Origin of the sequence: Crocosphaera sp., assembly GCF_030064895.1 — a bacterium.
Classification (GTDB): domain Bacteria; phylum Cyanobacteriota; class Cyanobacteriia; order Cyanobacteriales; family Microcystaceae; genus Crocosphaera.
On record NZ_JASJEB010000006.1, the window covers coordinates 22,257 to 45,110 of the forward strand.

At 36.4% G+C, this 22,854-nt stretch carries 24 protein-coding genes; 15 read left to right on the forward strand and 9 right to left on the reverse strand.

Annotated elements, in window-relative coordinates; translation table 11 throughout:
• Nucleotides 1–82 precede the first annotated feature (82 nt).
• Entirely contained in the window at nt 83–1,891 is a 1,809-nt protein-coding gene (locus QNJ66_RS02490) for an ankyrin repeat domain-containing protein (RefSeq protein ID WP_300502721.1), read from the forward strand.
• A 6-nt stretch (nt 1,892–1,897) separates the two neighbouring features.
• Nucleotides 1,898–2,272 carry a nucleotidyltransferase domain-containing protein gene (locus QNJ66_RS02495; protein WP_300502723.1) on the forward strand — a complete coding sequence of 125 codons (375 nt, stop codon included), beginning with the start codon at nt 1,898–1,900 and terminating at the stop codon, nt 2,270–2,272.
• A gap of 31 nt (nt 2,273–2,303) precedes the next feature.
• On the opposite strand, the gene QNJ66_RS02500 is transcribed toward QNJ66_RS02495, so the two are convergent.
• Nucleotides 2,304–2,480, reverse strand: coding sequence for a hypothetical protein (locus tag QNJ66_RS02500; RefSeq protein WP_300502725.1), 177 nt, complete (start codon nt 2,478–2,480; stop codon nt 2,304–2,306).
• 200 nt (nt 2,481–2,680) lie between these two features.
• Here QNJ66_RS02500 and QNJ66_RS02505 point away from each other — a divergent pair, with 200 nt between their 5' ends.
• The 3 genes from QNJ66_RS02505 to QNJ66_RS02515 all read left to right on the forward strand — a co-directional run bounded on the left by QNJ66_RS02505 (nt 2,681) and on the right by QNJ66_RS02515 (nt 6,258).
• Nucleotides 2,681–3,178, forward strand: a complete 498-nt coding sequence (locus tag QNJ66_RS02505) for a 2TM domain-containing protein (protein ID WP_300502727.1) — start codon at nt 2,681–2,683, stop codon at nt 3,176–3,178.
• Between the two features lie 130 nt (nt 3,179–3,308).
• The gene (locus tag QNJ66_RS02510; protein ID WP_300502729.1) at nt 3,309–4,691 is read left to right on the forward strand and encodes a YcjF family protein; all 1,383 of its coding nucleotides are present in this window, start codon (nt 3,309–3,311) and stop codon (nt 4,689–4,691) included.
• Between the two features lie 121 nt (nt 4,692–4,812).
• A complete protein-coding gene (locus QNJ66_RS02515; RefSeq protein ID WP_300502730.1) occupies nt 4,813–6,258 on the forward strand; it encodes an MFS transporter in 1,446 nt (481 codons plus the stop codon).
• Nucleotides 6,259–6,264: 6 nt separating this feature from the next.
• Here QNJ66_RS02515 and QNJ66_RS02520 read toward each other — a convergent pair whose 3' ends face one another.
• A complete protein-coding gene (locus tag QNJ66_RS02520; RefSeq protein ID WP_300502731.1) occupies nt 6,265–6,450 on the reverse strand; it encodes an acetylglutamate kinase in 186 nt (61 codons plus the stop codon).
• Between the two features lie 474 nt (nt 6,451–6,924).
• Here QNJ66_RS02520 and QNJ66_RS02525 point away from each other — a divergent pair, with 474 nt between their 5' ends.
• Together QNJ66_RS02525 and QNJ66_RS02530 are read left to right on the forward strand one after the other, a co-directional pair.
• Entirely contained in the window at nt 6,925–7,278 is a 354-nt protein-coding gene (locus QNJ66_RS02525; protein WP_300502732.1) for an STAS domain-containing protein, read from the forward strand.
• A 102-nt stretch (nt 7,279–7,380) separates the two neighbouring features.
• On the forward strand, nt 7,381–9,957 hold the full coding sequence (locus QNJ66_RS02530) for a TIGR03960 family B12-binding radical SAM protein (protein WP_300502733.1): 2,577 nt from the start codon (nt 7,381–7,383) through the stop codon (nt 9,955–9,957).
• Nucleotides 9,958–10,186: 229 nt separating this feature from the next.
• On the opposite strand, the gene QNJ66_RS02535 is transcribed toward QNJ66_RS02530, so the two are convergent.
• Nucleotides 10,187–10,600, reverse strand: a complete 414-nt coding sequence (locus tag QNJ66_RS02535) for a hypothetical protein (RefSeq protein ID WP_300502734.1) — start codon at nt 10,598–10,600, stop codon at nt 10,187–10,189.
• A 340-nt stretch (nt 10,601–10,940) separates the two neighbouring features.
• Here QNJ66_RS02535 and QNJ66_RS02540 point away from each other — a divergent pair, with 340 nt between their 5' ends.
• The 3 genes from QNJ66_RS02540 (at nt 10,941) to ispF (ending at nt 11,985) form a co-directional block, all read left to right on the forward strand.
• A complete protein-coding gene (locus tag QNJ66_RS02540; RefSeq protein WP_300502735.1) occupies nt 10,941–11,150 on the forward strand; it encodes a hypothetical protein in 210 nt (69 codons plus the stop codon).
• A complete protein-coding gene (locus tag QNJ66_RS02545) occupies nt 11,147–11,413 on the forward strand; it encodes a type II toxin-antitoxin system mRNA interferase toxin, RelE/StbE family (protein WP_300502736.1) in 267 nt (88 codons plus the stop codon). The genes QNJ66_RS02540 and QNJ66_RS02545 overlap by 4 nt, the downstream gene beginning before the upstream one ends.
• Nucleotides 11,414–11,505: 92 nt before the next feature.
• The gene (gene ispF / locus QNJ66_RS02550; protein ID WP_300502737.1) at nt 11,506–11,985 is read left to right on the forward strand and encodes a 2-C-methyl-D-erythritol 2,4-cyclodiphosphate synthase; all 480 of its coding nucleotides are present in this window, start codon (nt 11,506–11,508) and stop codon (nt 11,983–11,985) included.
• On the opposite strand, the gene QNJ66_RS02555 is transcribed toward ispF, so the two are convergent.
• On the reverse strand, nt 11,975–12,532 hold the full coding sequence (locus QNJ66_RS02555) for a (2Fe-2S) ferredoxin domain-containing protein (RefSeq protein ID WP_300502738.1): 558 nt from the start codon (nt 12,530–12,532) through the stop codon (nt 11,975–11,977). The genes ispF and QNJ66_RS02555 overlap by 11 nt on opposite strands.
• Before the next feature lie 33 nt (nt 12,533–12,565).
• Nucleotides 12,566–12,817, reverse strand: a complete 252-nt coding sequence (locus QNJ66_RS02560; protein WP_300502739.1) for an Asr1405/Asl0597 family protein — start codon at nt 12,815–12,817, stop codon at nt 12,566–12,568.
• A gap of 249 nt (nt 12,818–13,066) precedes the next feature.
• Here QNJ66_RS02560 and QNJ66_RS02565 point away from each other — a divergent pair, with 249 nt between their 5' ends.
• Nucleotides 13,067–13,618 (forward strand): Dps family protein, encoded by a 552-nt coding sequence (locus QNJ66_RS02565; RefSeq protein WP_300502740.1) that lies wholly within the window; start codon nt 13,067–13,069, stop codon nt 13,616–13,618.
• A 107-nt stretch (nt 13,619–13,725) separates the two neighbouring features.
• On the opposite strand, the gene QNJ66_RS02570 is transcribed toward QNJ66_RS02565, so the two are convergent.
• Complete coding sequence (locus QNJ66_RS02570) at nt 13,726–14,052, reverse strand: septal ring lytic transglycosylase RlpA family protein (RefSeq protein ID WP_300502742.1); 327 nt, start codon at nt 14,050–14,052, stop codon at nt 13,726–13,728.
• A 246-nt stretch (nt 14,053–14,298) separates the two neighbouring features.
• Here QNJ66_RS02570 and QNJ66_RS02575 point away from each other — a divergent pair, with 246 nt between their 5' ends.
• From QNJ66_RS02575 to gap, 3 genes are all read left to right on the forward strand, one after another.
• Nucleotides 14,299–14,952, forward strand: coding sequence for a tetratricopeptide repeat protein (locus QNJ66_RS02575; protein WP_300502744.1), 654 nt, complete (start codon nt 14,299–14,301; stop codon nt 14,950–14,952).
• Nucleotides 14,953–15,046: 94 nt separating this feature from the next.
• Nucleotides 15,047–15,244: a heavy-metal-associated domain-containing protein gene (locus tag QNJ66_RS02580; RefSeq protein WP_300502746.1), complete on the forward strand. Its 198-nt coding sequence runs from the start codon at nt 15,047–15,049 to the stop codon at nt 15,242–15,244.
• A 385-nt stretch (nt 15,245–15,629) separates the two neighbouring features.
• Nucleotides 15,630–16,667 (forward strand): type I glyceraldehyde-3-phosphate dehydrogenase, encoded by a 1,038-nt coding sequence (gene gap / locus QNJ66_RS02585; RefSeq protein WP_300502747.1) that lies wholly within the window; start codon nt 15,630–15,632, stop codon nt 16,665–16,667.
• A gap of 242 nt (nt 16,668–16,909) precedes the next feature.
• Here gap and QNJ66_RS02590 read toward each other — a convergent pair whose 3' ends face one another.
• Complete coding sequence (locus QNJ66_RS02590) at nt 16,910–18,205, reverse strand: serine/threonine-protein kinase (RefSeq protein WP_300502749.1); 1,296 nt, start codon at nt 18,203–18,205, stop codon at nt 16,910–16,912.
• Nucleotides 18,206–18,218: 13 nt separating this feature from the next.
• Entirely contained in the window at nt 18,219–19,718 is a 1,500-nt protein-coding gene (locus tag QNJ66_RS02595; protein WP_300502751.1) for a serine/threonine-protein kinase, read from the reverse strand.
• Nucleotides 19,719–19,860: 142 nt separating this feature from the next.
• Between QNJ66_RS02595 and QNJ66_RS02600 the strand changes: the two genes are divergently transcribed.
• Entirely contained in the window at nt 19,861–20,853 is a 993-nt protein-coding gene (locus QNJ66_RS02600; protein ID WP_300502753.1) for a saccharopine dehydrogenase-like oxidoreductase, read from the forward strand.
• 211 nt (nt 20,854–21,064) lie between these two features.
• Here the strand turns inward: QNJ66_RS02600 and QNJ66_RS02605 are convergent, their stop codons facing one another.
• On the reverse strand, nt 21,065–22,792 hold the full coding sequence (locus QNJ66_RS02605) for an HlyD family efflux transporter periplasmic adaptor subunit (RefSeq protein ID WP_300502755.1): 1,728 nt from the start codon (nt 22,790–22,792) through the stop codon (nt 21,065–21,067).
• Between the last annotated feature and the right edge of the window lie 62 nt (nt 22,793–22,854).

Below are 22,854 nucleotides of genomic sequence, written 5' to 3' on the forward strand. Positions count from 1 at the left end.
AAATATACAACTGTTTACTGTTCACTGTTCACTGTTAAAATTTTTGCTACAATAAAGAACATATTATAATCAGGAAACTATTATGATACCATCCTATCGAAAAGACTCCCTAGAAGAAAACTATAAAAAACTACATGAACTCGGTAAGGGAGGAATGGGAACAACTTATGCAGCAGAAGATGTAAATACAGGCAAAAAAGTTGCTCTCAAAGTTATTTCTTTACAAAATCAAACCGATGTTAAAAGTCTTGAATTATTAGAAAGGGAAGTTACAGTATTAAAAAAGCTAAATCATCCTAATATTCCTAAATATATTGATTATTTTCAACTAGAAGACGACAATAAATTATATCTAGTACAAGAATTAGTTGCAGGAAAAAACTTAAATCAAAAAATAGAAGAAGGACTAAGATTAACAGAAAAAGAAGTTAAAAATATTACTGTTCAAATTCTCTCTATTCTTGACTACTTGCATAATTTTGATCCGCGCATTATTCACCGAGATATTAAACCCCATAACTTGATTCTTTCTGATGATGGACAAATATTTTTAGTAGATTTTGGTGCGGTACATAATGCTTATTATAATACGATGATGGGGGAAACAGTCGGTATTGGAACCATTGGTTATATGTCCCCTGAACAACAAATAGGTAAACCGGTTCCTGCATCTGATTTATATAGTTTAGGAAGAACATTACTTTATTTATTAACTCGTCGTCCCCCTGATAATTTATTGCCACATAAAGCAACGGTGAATCTTGAGATTATTGGTGATTATATTCAACTATCTGATGAGTTTATCGAGTGGTTAGAAAAAATCTTAGATCCTGATGTTGATGAGCGTTTTTCTTCTGCAAAAAAAGCATTAAAAGCGTTAAAAAATCCTAAGTTATTTAAGCAAGAAAAATTAAGTAAAATAAGATGGTTTGCTTGGTTAGGTTTAGGGTTTGCTTGCGTTGAAATAGCGACTTTTTCTTATAATCATAGATGGAAAATTTTTAATACTTTAAGTTTTCCAACACCTTTAGAAATTTGTAACAAACCTAATATTAAGACAATACATGAATACTTTAATAGTGGTGGGAAATTAACAAAAAGTGATGCTCAGAAATGTAGAATTTTCTGGCATACCCAATTAAGGGAAGACACTAAAGAGATATTAAAAGTCTTAATTAATCATGGTGCTGATGTTAATGCTAAAAATGAATATGGAGAGACTCCACTTCATACTGCGGTATTAAGTGAAAATAAAGAGATAGTAGAATTATTAATTAATCATGGTGCTGATGTTAATGCTAAAAATGAATATGATGGAAAGACTCCACTTTATAGTGCAGTATTGACTAAAAATAAAGAGATAGTAGAATTATTAATTAATCATGGTGCCGATGTTAATCTTCAAAATGAAAAGGTATTTACTCCACTTGATATTGCAGGAAAGGCAAACAATAAAAAGATTGCAGAGTTATTAATTAATTATGGTGTTGATGTTAACACCAGAGATAAATCTGGAAACACTCCACTTTATAGTGCAGTAGAGAACAACAATAAAAAGAGAGTAGAATTATTAATTAATAATGGTGCTGATGTTAATGCTAGAGATAAACATGGATTTACTCCACTTCATAATGCAGTATGGAAAGAGAATAAAGAAATAGTAGAATTATTAATTAATAATGGTGCTGATGTTAACACTAGAAATAATTATGGATTTACCCCACTTAATAGTGCAATATGGAAAGAAAACAAAAAAATAGTAGAATTATTAATTAATAATGCTGCCGATGTTAATGCTAAAGATAAACATGAATTGACTGCATTTGATTATGCAAAAGAACGTGGCAATGGAGTGATAATGAATTTACTGAGAAAACACGGTGCAAGATAAAATTCTATGACTATTTCTAATGAACACAAACGAGCAGATATTATCCAAAAAATACAACTAGCACAATCTCAAGGTAGAGAATTATTAGCTAGTATGAAGCAAAGACAACAACAAGGTTGGGAAGTTGCTAAAAATAGTGCAGAAATTCTTAAAAAACAATTTGGGGTTAAACGAGTTGTTTTATTTGGTTCAATGCTTAATCTTGAAGACTTATCCCCTCACTCAGATATTGACTTAGCTGTATGGGGACTCCCTCCCAATGCTATATTTAAAGCAGGAGCAGCTATTGAAAAAGGCCATGAATTTACTATTGATTTAGTTGAAGCAGAAAAAGCTAAACCTTATATTCGCCAAGCTATTGTAATGGGTGTTGAACTTTGAAAGAAGAAAAAATTAAAGAATGAATACATATTTAAAATGGTGGGTTACGGCTTAGATAAAAGTTGATGATCTTTTCATTACAATTAATCCCACGCCTAACCCACCCTACCATTGCCACGATCGCATCTACCATGATCATAACCATAGCAGAGCCAAAACATTGAAAAATTCGGCATAATATAATAGGAGCAGCTTGAATAAGATCCATGTTTGATCTTACAATTGCAGCAATTCAACCCCTTTGGTCATTTCATTTATCATTTAACATTTATCATTTATCATTCGTTTGGAAGTAGGCTTGAAACCTCTCCCAAACTTCTTTCTCACTAAAGGGAGAGGCTTGAAACCAAAATGAAAGATGTTCAATGTTCAATGTTTGGTCAGTTCCTATCGAGTTACATAAGATATATGTCTGCTTCTGAAGTACAACCTCCTCAATCCTACCGCAAAGAGGAAGTTCAAGAAATTTTACATTTGGCCATTGCTCGCAAAACCGAGGTTGAAGAATTATCTCGTAGTCAACTTTGGGAAATTGCGGCAGAATTAGATATTGATTCCGATGTTTTACAAGTGGCCGAAAAAGATTGGCTATTGCAAAAACAACGTCAGGAAAAAAAGGATGAATTTAATCAATATCGTCAAGGACAACTCAAACGAAAAGTTATCCGCTACGCTATTATTAATTCCTTCGCTATGTTGCTCAATTTCTTGGCAGCAGGGAACCTATCTTGGTCATTATACATCTTACTTTTTCTAGGACTTCCCCTAACCTTAGATACCTTTAAAACCTTCCAAACAGAAGGAGAAGAATACGAAAAATCCTTTCAACAATGGTATTTAAAAAAGGAAATAAAAGCCTCAATTTCCAGTGTCTGGAATCGTATTAAAACTGCTTGGCTTTCCTGAAAAATGCCTGATGATTACTGCAACACAAGCAGGATGCTTGTAATAGCTTAGAAAACTGCCAGTTGATTGAAAAATACCCCCAAAAAGAGTACAATCAAAACAAAGAAATTTAGGGCAATTTTGAGGGGAAATGATGAGAGTTAAGGTAAAAAAACCCATTCTGGTGGCAGGGTTAGGAATTTCTTTCTTATTATGGTTAGGAGAATCTCTCCATGAACAAGCGATCGCAATGGGAGAATGGGGTGTTTTGAGTCTGATGGCCGTGGGTACGGGTGTTTGGTGGTGGCAAAAAAAACAACCACAAAAACCAGCTTATAAAACCCTTTCACCTTTAACAATAACAGAAGTTAATCAGGCAATTTCTGAGGGAAAAAAAATATTAAAAATAGTTAAACAAGAAGACTCAAACTATAACCTAGTAGAATTAGAAACTCAGTGGAAAAATTTACCACAAAAACTCAATAATCAATCTGTTTCTTGGGGAATAATCAGCAACTCTAACACAGATAAAAATAGTTTAAAACAACTCTTAGAAAAAGAAAAAATTGCCGATAATTTCAACTATTTAGAATCAGAAGATGATGAAAATGTCAAGCAAAAACTAGATTTAATTGTTTTTTTGATCAACACAGATTTAACTGAAAGTCAATGGCAAATGATACAAAAATGCCATCAAAATCATCAACGGGTTTTAATTAGTTTAAATCAAAGCGAACAATATAACACAGAAGAACAAGAAATTATCTTACAAGAAATAAAACAACGGGTTAAAACTATTATTCAATCTGATGACGTAATAGGCATTAATTCAAAACAAAAAATAATAAAAGTTCGTCAATATAAAGAAGATAAATCCTATCAAGAATGGAATGAAACTCAACCTCCTAATATTCTAGCTTTAATAACTAAATTAGACTCTATTTTAAGCCAAGAAAGAGAAAAATTAATATTAGGAAAAGTATGGAGAGAGGCACAAAAAATAAAACAACAAGCTAAAGTAATTTTAAATAAAATAAGACGCGATCGCGCCGTTCCCATGATGGAAAAATATCAATGGATAGCAGCAGCAGCAGCCTTTGCCAACCCCGTTTCCTCCTTAGATTTGTTAGCAACAGCAGCAATTAATGCGCAAATGATAGTCGATTTAAGCAGCATTTATCAACAGAAATTCACCCTATCTCAAGGACAAACCATAGCAGCAACTATCGGTAAATTAATGATAAAATTAGGCTTAGTTGAACTATCAACCCATGCCATTAGTAGCCTACTAAAAAGTAACGCTATTACTTATGTAGCCGGAGGCGCAACCCAAGGTATTAGTGCAGCCTATTTAACCCGTGTAGCTGGTTTAAGTTTAGTGGAATATTTCCAGGAACAAGAAATTAACCCAAACCAAAATCAAAGCCTAGATATAGAAAAACTTTCCACAAAAATAAAACAAGTATTTGAGCAAACAAAACGAACAGAAATATTGCAAGGCTTTGTGAAACAAACCATTCCTCAACTATCATAAGTAAGGCTGCTTAATCAACTATTGCCCATTGCTTAGTGTAGCTAGAAAAAAAATCATAAATCCCAACTCCTAACTCAGGTTAGTTTGCTTTTTTGCGAGTAAAAAAAATTAAATCTAAATTATGACTGTTTCTGATTCTGAAACCACCCCAACTCCCACTGATAAAACCCTAGATACTACCAACCAGGAGGAATCTATGGCCCGTTCTAATAGCTCCAAAAAGCCCCCCCGTGAAGGGTTTGCTGCGGTGTTAGAAAATCCTCAATTTTTAATTCTCTGGATAGGACAAATCTTTTCTCAACTAGCAGATAAAGTTTATTTAGTGTTGATGATCTCCTTTATTGCTGGCCATTTTCAAGGAGAAAATCAACCTATTAGTGGTTGGGTATCAGCGATCATGATCGCCTTTACTATTCCGGCGGTTTTCTGTGGTTCCTTGGCCGGGGTATATGTGGATCGCTGGCCAAAAAAAGGGGTTTTAGTAATCTCTAACTTCGTTCGTGCAGCCTTTGTATTTATTATTCCTCCCTTACTCTGGTTATCTCAAGGAGACAATATCAGCATTAACCTAACTTGGTTACCTCACTGGTTAAGAAGTTGGCAAAATCAAACCCAAGAAGCCTTTTTATTACCCTTAGGCTTTGCCATCCTCTTAACATTAACCCTCATAGACTCTACCATCACCCAATTTTTTGCCCCGGCCGAACAAGTGACTATCCCACTCTTAGTCAAACGTCGTGATTTATTATCCGCTAATTCTCTGTTCACCACCACTATGATGGCCATGACCATCGTAGGGTTTGCCATTGGGGACCCTTTATTAGACGTGGCCTCTCATTTTGCCGAAAATTTCGGTTTTTCTTGGGAAGAAGGAAAAGCATTTTTGGTGGGAGCGTCTTATTTTATAGCTGGTTTAGTCCTCCTATTCTTGAAAACAGGGGAAAAACGCTACCTACAGGAAAAAGAACAGCCCCATGTCTTAGAAGATATTAAAGACGGTATTCGTTACCTCAAGGATAATCATCGGGTTCGTAACGCCTTAGTTCAATTAGTAATTTTATTTTGTATTTTTGCCGCCTTATCCGTTTTAGCTGTACGCATGGCAGAAACCATCCCAGGGATGAAAGCGGAACAATTTGGCTTTTTATTGGCTACTGGTGGCTTAGGAATGGGCTGTGGGGCTGCTGTTTTAGGGGGTTGGGGACAACAATTTCAGAATAATAAGTTAGGTTTGTGGGGTGCCATCGGTATGGCTGTTTCTTTGGTGGGTTTATCCCTATCTACTCACAGTTTATGGTCAACCCTACTGATGATCACATTTTTAGGAGTATTCGCTGCTTTTGTCGGGGTTCCTATGCAAACCATTATCCAAGCTGAAACCCCTGTGGAGATGCGAGGGAAGGTTTTTGGCTTACAAAATAATGCTGTTAACATTGCTTTGTCTTTACCCTTGGCTTTAGCTGGTATTGCCGAAACCTTATTTGGGTTACAACCAGTTTTATTGAGTTTGGGTGTAATGGCTGTTTTAGGGGGTATTTTAACGGGGTTGATGGGTATGAAAGAATAAGCAAATTCACGTAAAGCGAATGCGCCCTTCATCCATTTCTGACATCAACAACTCTAACGCCTCGTAGTCCACATCAGAAATATAACCAGTACGGGTTAACTCACGGTTAATAGCAATCTCAATTTCTGGGGTTAAACGTTTAAGATATAAAGCTTTTTCGACTAATTGGCGAATTAAGGGAGGCCGGTTCACAGATGTTTCTCCGCTCTTGACAACAGGGAATTTTCAGCTAAGTTGGTAGATGTGGAGAAACATCTTACTTCCACGATGAGCAATGACTGACAACCTTTAGGATGTTTTAACAACGGTTATCAAATCCAGTAAACCATTGATTGGGTTGTGACTTTTGTAGCTTGCTTAACTTTTTTTAACAAAAAAACTGATACAATGCTAAACTGTCATTCATTACTCCAAAAAGTAAGAGAATGTTCGGACTAAATTATGTCAATTTTGGGTAAAGTCTAGAATATAATGGACGAAAACTCGGATTTGACTAAAATACACAAAAAGTATGATTCAGTTATAAAAGTTAACTTATTATTAATCTAAGGTTAATTTCTTAGAGAAACATATTAAAAGAGTTAAGACTGAGTCAATTAACAAAAAAGTGATTATAATTTGGTCATACCATAAGTAAACTAATTTTCAAATTGAGGATAGATGCTGATGATGGGGAGTCTTTTGACTAATTTAGGAGTGGCTGTTTTTGAACCCAGTGGTTATCTTACTGCAGCCAATGTGGATAGTTTTCAACAAGAATTAACAAATTTTGTTACTCAAAACTCTTATAGAGAATTTTTGGTGGATATGCGCCAAGTGGAATTTATTGATAGTGCGGGACTCATGGCTATTGTGTCAGCGTTTCGTTTAGCTCAGCGTTTAAATAAAAAGTTAAGCGTTTGTTGCCTATCGCCATCGGTAAGGATTATTTTTGAATTAACCCAGTTAGATAGAGCTTTAGAAATTTATGAAAGCCGTCAAACCTATAAAGTCTCATTGAATGAGACAATGGCTGCTTGAGATAAGAAAGCTATTAATAATCTCAAAAATTGGCCTACTCCTCCACACTTCCGATATATTAGAAAAGCATGAGAAAATAAGGGAAGTGCCGGAGGTTTGCTTTTGACTATGAAGATTGAAAAATTACTGACCCCAGAGATTAATAAACCTGCCCGTTATTTGGGCAACGAATTAGGAGCTAAACATAAACCTTGGGAACAAGCAACGGTACGCTGGGTGTTAACCTATCCAGAGGTTTACGAGTTAGGGGCATCCAATTTAGGCCATATCATTCTCTACAATATTCTCAATACCCAACCCCGTCAACTCTGCGATCGCACTTACTTACCTGCACCAGACTTAGCCGAGAAATTACGATCCACAAAAACCCCCTTATTTGCCCTAGAATCTCGTCGCACTCTGACAGATTTTGATATTTTAGGCTTTAACCTCAGTTACGAGCTAGGAGCGACCAATATCCTAGAAATGCTGGATTTAGCTCAAATTCCCTTAACCTGGAAGGAAAGAGAATCAGATAATTATCCTTTAATTTTTGCCGGGGGACAAACCGCCACTTCTAACCCCGAACCCTTTGCAGAATTTTTCGATTTCATGGCACTAGGAGATGGAGAAGAAATATTACCGGAAATAGGTTTAATTATTGAACAAGGAAAAGCAAATAAACTCGATAAAGAAGCATTATTATTAGATTTAGCGCAAATTCCAGGGGTTTATGTGCCTCGCTTTTATGACGTAACCGAAGCAGGGGAAGTGATTCCCAACCGGCCCGATGTCCCTGCTAGAATTTTACGCCGTGTTTCCCCTCCTATGCCAGCTTATGCCATAGGTTTAGTGCCGTATATTGAAACCATACACGATCGCTTAGTAGTGGAAATAAGACGAGGTTGCACCAGAGGTTGTCGTTTTTGTCAACCAGGAATGTTAACCCGTCCGGCAAGAGATGTACAACCAGACGATATTATCGAAACCATCGAACGAGGTATTAGAGAAACAGGCCATAATGAATTTTCTTTATTATCCTTGAGTTGTTCCGACTATTTAGCCCTTCCGGCGGTGGGAACAGAGATTAAAAACCGTCTTAAAGGTGAAAATATTACCCTTTCTTTACCCAGTCAACGGGTAGATAGGTTTGATAAAAATATTGCCAATATTGTCGGGGGAAACCGCCAGTCAGGGCTAACTTTTGCCCCAGAAGCAGGAACCCAAAGAATGCGCGATGTGATCAATAAAGGGTTAACCAATGAAGAGTTATTGCGAGGGGTGAAAACCGCCGTTGAAGAGGGTTGGGATAAGGTTAAACTCTATTTTATGATCGGTTTACCAGGAGAAACGGATCTCGATGTTCTGGGTATTATGGAGACAGTGCGCTGGTTACGGCAAGAATGTCGTATAAAAGGTCGTAAACCCCTACAATTTACCATTACAGTATCTAATTTTACCCCGAAACCCCATACGCCGTTTCAGTGGCATTCTGTCTCTACTTCAGAGTTTAAACGGAAGCAGGAGTTATTACGGGAGGCATTTCGTGGCCTAAGAGGGGTTAAAGCTAATTATACCGATGTCAGAATTTCTGGCATGGAGGACTTTATCGGACGAGGCAATCGCCGTTTAGCCCCGGTCATCCGTCGCGCCTGGGAATTAGGGGCCGGGATGGACTCTTGGTGGGAAAATGCTCAACAAGCTTATGAAGCTTGGGAACAGGCCATCGATGAGGCCGGGTTGAGTTGGAAATATCGTCAGGTAGAAGCAGGAGAATGGAACGTTTTTGAAGGCAATACTGACCTATACAACGCCCCTTTACCTTGGGATCATATCAATACAGGCATTGAGAAAAAATGGTTACAAAAGGACTTACAACAGGCCCTAGAAGCAGCAACGGTTCCCGACTGTTCTTTTGACAGTTGTTACCATTGTGGTGTTTGTGGGTTAGATTTTGGTCATAACGTGGTGGTGCAACCCCCACCAATTCCTGAGTTTAGCGGTCATTTCCAGCCAAACCAAGAGCGTTTACAGAGGTTTAGGGTTTATTTTGGCAAAATTGGGGAAATGGCTTTAGTTAGCCACCTTGATCTGGTGCGGTTATTTGATCGCTCGGTACGTCGTGCAGCTTTACCGATCTCTTTTACGGGGGGATATCATCCGGGCCCGAGAATTTCTATTGCTAATGCGTTAACTTTGGGTGTTACCAGTAGTGGTGAAATTGTGGATTTTGAGTTAACAAAGGTGATGAATATTGATGAGTTTCGTCACGCTTTAGAGAAGGAGTTACCTTCGGATATTCCTATTTTAAGGGTGGAAGAAGTCCCAGTTAATTCTACTGCAGCGACTCGCTTATTAGAGGAAGCAGAATATTTAATTACGGTGGAAACTGAGGAGATATTTTCTGAGGAAACTTGGAAAAATTGGGTTACATCTGTCTTAGAAAGTTCGGAGATTAACTGGGAGAAAACTACTAAGTCAGGTAAAAAGAAAACGGTTAATTTACGCGATCGCTTATCTCATTTATCGTTAGAATCTTATCAAAATAATAGTGTTGTTTTGCGCTATCTTGGCAGTTGTCGTAATGATGGAACAATGTTACAACCTCAACAGGTTACTTTGATGTTAGAAAATATATCTGGGATGGAATTACAGTTAGTTAAAGTTCATCGTCAACGATTGATTTTAAGTGATTCTTAACTCTAATTTTGTCGTAATGATTGAACTTTTAAGTAAACTTTGCGACATTCATCTACTATCTTAGTTTGTTCTATTTTCATGGATTTTGTAATGTCTTCTAAAGACTTGTTTTCCTGTCAATAAGTAATAATTATCTTTTGTTTAGGGGTTAACTCGTTCCAAAATGTTTCCCACTGTTTAGAGGTTAACCCTAAATTATTGTCTTTTTCTTCAGTTGTATAATAATTTATTATCTTATAATATAATATATATAAAGATGATAGTCGACAGCATTGTGAGAAGCTTCATGAGCAGCTCCATGACCAACCCCATGACTCACTAAATTATCTCTACCTTTTTCATTAAAGTCTATAAGGAAAATCGATTTTCTCTGAACAAAACTCTTATTTAATTGGGTTTGATTATTACTAACTATATTATCTTCTTTCTCTTGATCATCAAATCTTTTAATTTCACTCCAATCAACAAAACTGATACCTAAACCAACAGTTAAAGCAACAATAAATCCTTGTGGATTACCTCCCGTTAATAATAACATAATGATAAATCCAACCAAAACTTGAGAGGTTTGTTTAACCAGAGAACTCAAACTAGATTTTGCTTGTTGATAAAGACTAATATGATTATGATTCAGGGGAGTCATTGTCATTTCCTCTATTATTATTCGACCAAAGACTTCTAAACTCTATGATAAAACGACCTAAAATACGACCAGCTAAAACAACCCACAATAAAAAGTCCTCCATAAAGATCCTAACAATTTTTGACCAATTAAGTCTAAAGGTTCCCAAATATGCTCTAAAATTTTCTCAGTTTGTTGACCCCAAGAAGTTTGTAGTGACATTCTATTGAAATAAAAACATTAAACAAAGTTTTTGGTCAAGAATCATCTTTAGTAGTTAAGTTTAGCAGAAAATGCTATATAATAACAATGAGAGATTATTCCAGATGAAAAATTTTAACTATTGATAGTGGAGGAATAGATGGAACTTAGTATCAGTGATGAAAAGACTAAGGAACTTTTAACCGAAGTTATGATTGAATTAATCAAAACAAGACGAGATATATTTCATGAAATTATTATAGAAGCATTAGAAGAAGTTGGTTTAGCTAATGCCATCATCGAAGGGAGAAAAAATGATTATGTTCCCGAAGAAAGAATATTTGCTCTACTTGATGACGAACAAAAATGAAAGTAAAATTTGAATCTAGTTTTGAAAAGGATTTAAAGTTGATAAAAGATGCAAAATTATTACAGAAACTAAAGTCAGTAATAATTGAGTGCAAAAACTCAGATAAGTTGCTCGATATCAAAAACCTGCAAAAATTAAAAGGCTATAATACTTTTTATCGTATCCGAATAGGTAACTATAGGCTAGGAATTGAAGTTGAAAAAGATACACTCATTTTTACTAGATTTCTACACAGAAAAGATATTTATAAGTTCTTTCCTTAAAGATGCGATCGCTACAAAATCGAGGTATTTTTTGAGCGCATACTGAATTCTTATATAATTAAATATTAGTCTGATCAACAAAAACTTTAACCATGAATATTCGCATCGGTAACGGTTATGATATCCATCGTTTAGTCCCTGATAGAGACTTAATTTTAGGAGGTGTCAACATTCCCCATTCTTTAGGATTATTAGGACATAGCGACGCTGATGCGCTTACCCATGCCATTATGGATGCTATGTTAGGAGCATTAAGTTTAGGGGATATTGGTCACTATTTTCCCCCCTCCGATGCCAAATGGTCGGGGGCCAACAGTTTATCATTATTACAACAAGTAGACCAGCTAATAAAAGCCCGAGGTTGGCACGTTGGTAATATTGATTCTGTGATTGTTGCTGAACAACCCAAAATGAAACCCCACCTACCGGCCATGCAGGAAAAAATTGCTAGTACCCTACAAATTAATCGTGATCAAGTGGGGATCAAAGCAACTACTAATGAAAAATTAGGACCTGTGGGACGACAAGAAGGGATTGCAGTTTATGCAGCAGTCTTGCTATTTAGGGGTTGAAATGCTTGGTTAATAACTCCTCAACTTCACGGGGTTTAACTTGGGAATAACGAGCTTTATGGGGCATAATCACCACGTTTGGCCCTTTTTTACACTGTTTTAAACATCCTGTTAACTTAATCTTAATGCGATCGCTTAGTCCCTGTTCTTCTAACTCTTGTTCTAAGCGTTGACAAAGACTCTCTCCCCCTCGTTTCCAACAACTGGATTTTTGACAAACCAGAATTTTTCCCACAGAACTTGACTCCGGTTCTGAGACTACCACTGCACAAGGAATGTCAGGGTTTGGTAACAATTTGATTTGACTGGCCTCTAGTTCAAAAAAGCCCTTTTTCTTCTTAAATTCCCGATTTCCTGTGATTTCTAACCAGGTTCCAGTCATCATAGTTAGATCGATTTCTGGACGTAATTTTTTGGGAATTTTCAGCCAATATTCCTTTTCTTCTACTTTCATGCGTAGATATTTGACTTTGTCACCTTTCTTAATGACAAAGCTTTCTAGTTGACCGACGAGACGGAATTGTGACGTTGTGGTAGTTTTTGACATTATTTTTTATTTAAAATTTTTTTAACTGATAATTTAACGCTTGTTAAGATTCCAACAACTTTTAAGCCAGTCAATCAACTCCTGACGAGAGGCTGAATATTGTTTGGTGACACTCCACAGTTGAATCATGGCTGTGGGGCTAGATGCCTCGGCCTGTAAGGGTTTTTGAGTCTCACAGCAGCAAGGAATATCTAGTTCTTGAAGGCGATGATAGACGAGCCAGCGATCGCACCAGTCAACTTCGACAACTTGCCTGGGTTCAACAGGGAGGTTAGTTGCATTCATAGACTCAAGCAAATGAAGATAATTGTCATTGTTTCTTTACCTACTGTACCAAATAAATGCAAGTATTTGTCAACTATTTTCAAAAAAAATTTTCAGCTTAACCCAGACCAAAAGGGAGGGAAGACTTTACCTAGTTGGGGTTGACCAAAGTTAAAATTTTCTAGATGGTTTTCTATAGTTTTGATAAACTGTTGATAAAATGAGTTATTTTAATGATAGAAGTGTCGTTACAAAAAGGGAATTACAGACATGGCAACTGTTCAAGGCTTACTCCAATCTTTTGGGGATGTAAAAGAAAACCCAGTTTTATTAGATAAGAGTGTTACTGTTCCTGTTTGCGAAGGGTTAAACATTCTCATTGCTAGTTTCCAAGGGTTGTTCTTACAGTACGAAAAACACCATTTTGTGGTTGAAGGTTCAGAATTCCTCTCTTTACACGAATATTTTAACGAAAGCTACGAAAAGGTTCGCGGTCATGTTCATGATTTAGCAGAACGTTTAAATGGACTCGGTGGTATTCCTGTGGCCAGTTTCAGTAAACTAGCTGAACTCTGCGTATTTGAACCTGAAGCAGATGGTATGTACGACTGTCGTTCTATGGTTGAGCATGACTTGGCAGCAGAACAAGCCATTATTCAAGTTTTACGCAGACAAGCTGCTCAAGCCGAAAGCTTAGGAGACAGAGGAACTCGTTATCTACTCGAACAGATTATACTGGAAACCGAAGAACGTGCTTATCACTTAGACCACTTCTTGACTCCTGATAGCTTAACCTCTGCATTTGTTGGCAACAATAACTAGATTTTTGATTATCTGAATATAACTTAAGTTTAGCTAGTGACTGCTGTGAGTCACTAGCTGTTTTATTTAAACCACGTAGTTAACCAGGGGGCATTGTTAAATTTTTCTTAATTTAATACTTTGATTTTAACAGGAATTCTCCCTGATTTTAGGGAACCAATAGCTCTAAAGGCACTTTGAGATAAATCGAGACTACAACGACAGCGATCTACAATACGAACTATAACACTTTTTCCAGTTCTGCGATTGGTCACTTTAACTTTTGTGCCAAAGGGCAAACTGCGATGGGCCGCCATCATAGCATTATTATTGAAGCGTACCCCTGATGCTGTTTTCTGCCCTTGATAATGAGAAGCATAATAAGTGGCTGTTTGTGCCTGTGCAGGTACGGAGGCTAAGGCTATCATCAAGATAGATAATGATAATTTTTTCACGGTCTACTATTCCTCACCACAGGATATATGTCTAAGCTAATATACCTAGTTATTTTCAATCTGTCGAGTTGACAAAAAGTAGTTTTTATGCTTAGCAATGAAGTTGGGATAAGTGTCAATCAAATACCTTTTTAATAAACATAATTTAGTTCAATGTTTAATTTTATGCGCAGCGTTGCCATATTTTCGCTATTTCCTGTGACTAACACTTTCAAAAACAAGAATTCTTTATTTTACTTATGTTCATTGTTGCTTATCAGTTTAACAATTGGTTGTGGTGCATCTTCTTCGGTTCCCATTGAAACCTCTGTATTGACGGTGGATAATGGGGAAATGGTGCAGCAAGGGATTGAAAAAAGCCGTCAGGGAAATTATAAAGGAGCTTTAAGGGATTTTAATCAAGTTATTGCCGAAAATCCCCAAGATATTCACGCTTATTTTAATCGGGGTTTTGCTCACAGTAGTTTAGGCCAGTTTCAGCAAGCGTTAGCTGATTTTACGGAAGCGTTGAAATTAGATCCCCAGATGGTTGAAGCTTATGTTAACCGGGGCAATGTTTATCTACAATTGGGAGAAGATAAAAAGGCGATCGCAGATTATGAAAAGGCTTTAAAAATCAATCCTCAGGATGCTTTTGCGCAAAATAACTTAGGATTAGCTCATCTTAACTCAGGAAGCCCAGAATTGGCAAAAATTGACTTTACTGAAGCGGTGACCATTGATCCTTTGTATGGGGAAGCTTATTATAATCGAGGGTTAGCGTTGATTGATCTCGGGGAAGCAGAAAAAGCGATCGCAGATTTCCAAAAAGCTGCTGATATTTGGCAAGAAATGGGGGAAAATATAGCTGCTGAGGCTGCTTTAGCAGAGATTGATGCTTTAAAAAAAGCGAGTCAATAACTGTCAGTTAAAACAAATTTTTTGTTAAAAAATCGTAGTTTAAGCAGTTTAAAAACTATAATTAAATAGTCAAATTATATTCAATTAATTGATTATGACTATTACTTTAAAAGTTCCTAGTATTGCCTGTGGTGGTTGCGCTGATACTATTACTAAAGCCATTACAGGACAAAAACCAGAAGCAAAGGTTTCTGTTGATGTTGAGGGGAAAATGGTAACTGTGGATAGTGATGCTTCTGTAGAAATTATTAAAGAAATTATCACAGAAGCTGGTCATACAGTGGATAATTAATTATTATTTCTTCGATCAAATAAGAGTAATTAATCAATGATCTGGAAATGAATAACATATTTCGAAAAGCTTAGTACAAGCCTTACTTGCTAGAAAAATAGCCAGAAATGCTTGTGCTGAGTATTTTTGCTGTTGCAGAATCAAAAATGATAACAGTTAATTTTAATTTAATATTTTTCCCCCGTATATTATTATACAATCTTTACATTTAAAGTAACCTTAAAATAAACATTATCAACAATCTAAAAACTTTGTTCATATTCCAAGAATTTTGCAAAATAATCTTACGATATGAGTAATTAATCTTCCTTCAATGGGATAAACAAACAGCATTATTTTTTTCCCTTCAAGTTGAAAAATTGTTCATTTTTAAGGAGTTTCTCTCATGGCAAAAATCAGAGTTGGCATTAATGGGTTTGGCCGTATCGGTAGATTAGTCTTTCGTGCAGGTATCAATAACCCTGATTTTGAATTTGTAGGCATTAATGATCTTGTTCCTGCTAAGAATATCGCCTATTTACTCAAATATGATTCCACTCACGGACGTTTTGATGGCACAGTGGAAGCAACCGATGAGGGTATTGTGGTCAATGGTAAACTTATTCCTTGTTTTGCTATTCGCAACCCCGAAGAATTACCTTGGGGACAACTTGACGTAGATTATGTAGTAGAGTCAACTGGTTTATTCACCACCCACGAAACCGCTAGTAAACACCTCAAAGCAGGTGCAAAACGGGTGGTTATTTCTGCCCCTACCAAAGATCCCGAAAAAGTTAACACTTTTGTGGTTGGGGTTAACGATGATCAATATGATCCCACCAAAGATTATATTGTTTCCAATGCTAGTTGTACTACCAACTGTTTAGCCCCCATTGCGAAAGTCATCAACGATAACTTTGGCTTAGCAGAAGGGTTAATGACTACAATACACGCCATGACAGCCACTCAGCCCACCGTAGATGGGCCTAGCAAGAAAGATTTACGGGGTGGACGGGGTGCAGCCCAAAACATCATCCCTGCGTCCACAGGAGCGGCTAAAGCGGTTACTCTAGTGATCCCTGAATTAAAGGGTAAGTTAACTGGGATGGCCTTACGGGTTCCCACTCCTGATGTTTCTGTAGTTGATCTTACTTTTAAAACCGAAAAAGCTACCAGTTACGAAGCTATTTGTGCAGCGATGAAAGCAGCAGCAAACGGTGAGTTAAAAGGGGTGTTAGCTTACACAGATGAAGACGTGGTTTCTATGGACTTTAATGGAGATCCTAACTCTAGTATTTTTGATGCTAAAGCAGGTATGGAATTAAATTCTAACTTCTTTAAAGTTATTTCTTGGTATGACAATGAATGGGGTTATTCTAACCGTATGTTAGATTTAATGAAGGTGATGCAAGCTAAAGAAGCAGCAGTTATGGCAACTGTTTAATCAAGTTTTCTCTTGTAGAGACGTTTTTCGCAACGTCTCTACAGGGAGCATCCTATTTTTGTAAAAGCTGAACCCAAAGTAATCATAAACCAAGGATTTCAGCACCTCTTGAAAGAGCTACTCTGCAAAATTGAGATGCTCCGTCTCTACATTTTGTGAAGGTTCAGGAATATTATCTATAGACTATCAACACCTAGATATATTATGATAGTAATGAGGTTTAACTATAATAAATAAGTTATTCAATTACCATGATAATATAACCAATCTTGAATTTCTTTTGCTAACCAAGCACATTCTTCTTCTTTAAGATTTTCTCCTATAATATAACTTCTTTTTCTCGTTCTAATTTTCACTGAATGATTTTTATATCCTTCATATAAGAAAACACCGAGAATATCATCAATTGAACCATTAATAGACTGATAAGTTAACCCCAATATACTTCTTTTAATTTTAAATGAATTCTCTAATAAAAGAACTTTCATGTCCTTACAATATTGATGAACAAATAATAAAACCAATAGAGAAAATGGGAAAAATGCCAAGATAATTATAGCAAGAATAAAAATTGTGATAAATAAACTGGTACTTCCCATTTTATACATTGCAGATGGGGGTAAATGAAAAGATAGTTTATTCTCTGTTTTATCAACAACAAAACGACTATATTTAGGTTGATAAAATTTATTGCGAGAATCATCTAAATTAATACTTGAATCTGTAGCTTTTTTATTTTGTAAAGATATTAATGCTTCTTGTGCTGTTTGAAAACGTTTTTCTATGGAAATATTAGTTGCTTTTTTTAACCAATAAATAAAATAATTGGCAACATTAACTTTATCATAAAATTGAATTTGAGAGTCTTTATGAGGTAAGTCAACTGGGGATATTCCTGTTAATAAATGAATCAAAGTTGCCCCTAATGCGTAAATATCGGAAGCTGGTACTGCCCTACCCCAAAATTGTTCTAACGGGGCGTAACCACTACTTCCTACTACTGTAAATGTTACACCAGTCATAGCACCTTGTGCTTGTACCGCACCAAAATCAATTAAATAAATATGATTATCTTTTCCTAAAATTAAGTTACTAGGTTTAATATCTCGATGAATAACTAAAGGGTTTAGTTGATGTAAATATACCAAAATTTCTAAAATTTCTAGGGCAATATTATAGGTTTCTTTTTCAGTAAAATTTTTGCCTCTTTCTAACAATTCTTGTAACGATGTTCCGGGGATATAATCTTGTACTAAACCAAACCAAGCAACCCCACCACCCAAGTCTTTATCTATATCAAAATAGTCTCGATATTTAGGTATTCTCTGATGCTGAAGAGACTGTAAAATTTTGGCTTCTCGTTCAAATAATTTTAATTCTTCCCATTGCATTTGAGGACTAAATGCTAATAGTTTTAGGGTAATATTTTCCTGGGATAGCTTATCTATAGCTAACCAAGTTTGATGGCCTGTTGCTGTATGACCTAATCTTTGTTTGAGTTGGTATTTTTCAACCAGAATATCACCAGATTTAAACATAATTTTCCTAATTTTAATTTAACCAATCTTCAATTTCTTTAGCTAACCAGATAGCTTCTTCTTCTGTTAATTGATTTCCTAATTGATAAATCATTTTTCTAGTATTAATTGTCACGTTATATTTATGACGTAATTCATGAATATAAATTCCGATAATGTTGTTTTTTGATTCTTCTTCTTTATCATACTCGAATCCTAAGATTTTTTCTTGCATTTTTAATGTTTCTTTATCTAACGAAAAACAAGTATTGGAACTTACTTTGCTAATTACATACAAAAATAAGAAGACAAAAACAATTAAAAAACTCATTCCTCCCATTATTTCCAAAGAAGCTACTATAAACGAAGAATTTTGGAGCACAATTCCTGTAAAAGTTAACGAAAATGGAATCAAAAATAGACCAGAAACAGTCATTAAAGGAATAAATCGGCTTAACTCTAACTGGTTATTCATAAAATTGGTTTCTAATTTTAATAATTTTTGAAACAGTTTTAATTTAGATGAAGGAACTAGAAATTGCAGAGATTCATCTGTTTTAGTTAATCCTAGTTTAGTTATTAATTCCTCTTTCTTTTCTGCTTTAAGTAAATTATTATTTCTATTGCTGTTCTTGAGTTTTCCTGTTTTTAATGAGGTTAATGCTTCCCTGGCAGTTTGATAACGTTGAGATATCTTAATCTCAACTAAAGTAGTTAACCAATCTTTCAAAAAAGGATTAATTTTCCCTTGATCTTGAAACTCAATTTGATAATCTTGGTCGTGTAATTCTGTAGGAGAAATACCCGTTAAAAGATGAATTAAAGTTGCTCCTAATGCGTACAAATCAGAGGAAAAAACTGCCTTTCCCCAAAATTGTTCCAAGGGAGTATAACCACTGGTTCCCACCACAGTAAAACTAATATTGGTCACAGAATTTTGATCTTGAACTGCACCAAAATCAATTAAATAGATGTTATTATCTTCCCCTAAAATCAAATTACTAGGTTTAATATCTCGATGTAAAACAGGAGGATTTAATTCGTGTAAATAAGTCAAAATTTTGAGAACCTTTAGAGCAATTTTACGAATTTCTTTCTCAGAAAATCTTTCCCCATTTTCTAATAATTCCTGTAAAGATTTTCCTGGAATATAATCTTCCACTAACCCAAACCAAGGAACCCCATTTCCCTGTTCTTCAGACAGTTCAAAATAGTTACGATAACAGGGAATGAAAGGATGCTCTAATCCTTGTAAAACTTTAGCTTCTCGTTCAAATAGTTTAAACTGTTCCCAAGATAATTGTGGATTAAATGCTAATAATTTAACCGTAACTTTCTCATAAACTTTAGCTATAAAAACCTGATGAAAATCAAAAACCCACTTTAACAAAGGTAATTGTTTTTTTCTTGTAGCATATAAATCAATAGGGGAAAATAAATCATCCGCCAACCAAGTTTGATGGCCAATAGCTGTTTTTCCCAAAACTTTTACAAGTCGATAACGTTGACAAAGAATATCCCCAACCTGAAACATAATCTTGATAATTAATTTATAATTTATTCTCTATTTATATATTAACTACTCGCAACAAAGGAAAATAATTGATGAAAATTTATATTTTTTGCAGCCACAACCTTCCATAATAGAAAAAGATAGTTACAAGAGATATTCAAGAATGAGTAGTCATCAGACCATGAGAGTTGGTATACTAGGCTTCGGGGGACTCGGACAAGCAGCAACTAAAGTTCTCGCCCCAAAACAAGAAATGACTTGGGTTGCAGCCGCAGACCTCAAGGGTTATGCTTATTGTGAGACAGGATTAGATCCTCAAACGGCCATCGCTACTTATAGCCAACAAGGATCAATCGGTTATTTAGACCCCTACGGAACCCTTAGCAACCATAGTATCAAAGACCTCCTAGAAACCGCTAAAGTCGATGGCTATTTTTTAGCCCTTCCTAACCTTCCTAACACTTTTATGGCTGATGTTGCAAGACAGTTTATCGCTTCGGGGTGGAAAGGGGTGTTAGTGGATGCTCTAAAACGCACCAGTGCAGTCGAACAACTGCTACAATTACAAGGGGACTTACAAGCAGCCGGTATCACCTATATGAGCGGTTGTGGAGCAACTCCTGGCTTGTTAACTGCTGCGGCCGCGGTTGCTGCTCAGAGTTATCACGAGATTCACAGCGTTAAAATTACCTTCGGTGTAGGTATTGCCAACTGGGAAGCCTACCGTGCCACTATTAGGGAAGATATAGCCCATTTACCAGGGTTTAACGTGGATAGAGCTAAAGCTATGAGTGACGCTGATGTGGAAGCTTTCCTCGACCAAACCAATGGTATTCTCACCCTAGAAAATATGGAACACGCTGACGATATTATGTTAGAGTTGGCTGGTATTTGTTCCCGCGATCGCGTTACAGTTGGGGGTGTGGTAGATACCCGTAACCCGAAAAAGCCTTTAAGTACAAATGTTCAAATAACTGGTCGTACCTTTGAAGGGAAAATATCCACCCATACCTTTACTTTGGGGGATGAAACCAGTATGGCCGCTAATGTTTGTGGACCAGCTTTTGGTTATCTTAAAGCAGGTTTATCTTTACACCGTCGTGGTATTCATGGGTTATTTACTGCTGCTGAAATAATGCCTCATTTTGTTAAATAAAGAGGTAAGGGGAAGAGAAGGAATTTAGAATTAAATTGAGTTCTAAATTTTTATCCATCTTCCCATACTTACTCAACCGTAATTCTTTTAATAACCCTATTTCTAAGCAAAATACCCCGCTTAATTCCATAAGCAAAATTAGCCTAAAATAAACAGATTATTAGGAAAAAAGTAGGTAACAAATCTCCCGTAAAAATCAGGTTGAAATATTTTACCTAACCTGTTTAAGAGTTTCCACCTTCTTATTAAACAGTTCTGTAATTAAACTAAGTACCGTACGATTTTCCCGAACCTGAATGTTAGCAGTTATGGACATTCCTGATTTTAAAGAAATTTCACGGTCAGCAGTTTTTAAGTATTGATCATCCAGTGCAACTGTAGCAGGAAATCGATAAAATTGATAAATTTCATCCGGTTCTAAGGCATCCGAACCAATAGAGATAACTTCTGCTTTGATATCGCCAAACTCACTAAAAGGAAAAGAATCAATTCGCACATCAACTTTCTGCCCCACTCGAACAAAACCGATATCTTGGTTAGTAATATTAACCTCCGCAATTAAATTATCGTCAGGAACAATTCTCAGCAGAGGTTCCATTTGGTTTGGGGGAGGAACATAACCAGGTGAGGCGTTAAGATCAAACACCGTACCACCCACAGGAGCCTTTATTTCTTGATATTTGAGATTTACCTCGGTGCGACTAATTTGACTGGTTAACTCGGCAATTCTTTTATTGTTTTCTACGATAGTTTTATTGAGTTGACTATCAATATCAGCGATTCTTTCGTTATTATCAGAGACTTTATCCCTTAAATCTTTTTCCGTTACCTTAACAGTATTCAATAGTTGGGCTTTAGCTTGAGAAATAGCGATTGTTAAGCGTTTTTCCTCTTGGGTAAAACGATCAATTTCCTTGAGACGATCTTGAACCTGTTGTTTTTGGCGATCGTGTTCGATGGTACCATTAGCCCGTTGTTCTGTAATTTGTTGTCGTCGTTCAGCAATAGTTTGTCGTTGTCGTTCCACCTGCAAACGGGCCACCCCTCCCTCTTCAACTAGGGGCATAATATCTTTGAGGATATCCTCTTCAATTTCTAAAGCTCTTTCTGCTTCAACGATCGCGTTTGTATTTCTTTGATCGATTTCCGCTAAGACTTTGCGATCGTCAAGTAATTGTGTTCTCGCATCGGCTAATTCCACTTGAGCTTGTCTAAGTTGTTTTTCTAGCTGGTCCATTTCTAACCGGGCAGCTAAAGCCCGAGAATCTGATTCTGCCTGAGAAGCACGGAGTCGAGCCAGTTGTTCTGCCGTTAGAACACCCCCTGCCGTTGAATTACCCAGTTCTACTTGGTAAAGGCTATTTTCTGCGATTAAAGCCGCACGATGACGGGCCAGGGAGGCCACTTCTATGGGTAAATCTAACTGGATAATCGCTCTTTCTACGTCTGAGGGGTCAAGGGATTGATTCATCAACGTCCGATAGAAGCGGTTTTCTTGTTGTAAGCTTGCCTTAACTTTTTGTAAGGATTTTAATTCGGCGGTATTGGCTTCGGAGTCTAAGATAATAACCACATCTCCTTGTTTAACTTTATCCCCATCTTCAACTAAAACTTTTTCAACGATGGCACCACCAACAGGAGGGACATGGACTTCTTGAACCGGGTCCTGGGGTTTGAGTTGTCCTTGTGCTGCTACCACCTGTTCAATTTTGGCAATGGATGCCCAGACAAGACTAGCAGTTGTCACCCCAATGATTGTCCAAACAACACCCCTAGACCAACTGGGAGATTGACGGAGGATGACGGCGTGTTCAGAGGTAATAGGAGCAAGGGAATTGCTAGAAAAGGAATCATTATTCTGATTCGTGGTGGCTAAGGCTGATGAATTTTTTTGGGTGAGATCGTCGTTTTGTTCTTGTCTACCATTATTGTTAACCATAATTTATACCTATCAAGAAAATTCAATTGGTGTGGGAGCAAACAGTGATTACTTATCAGTTA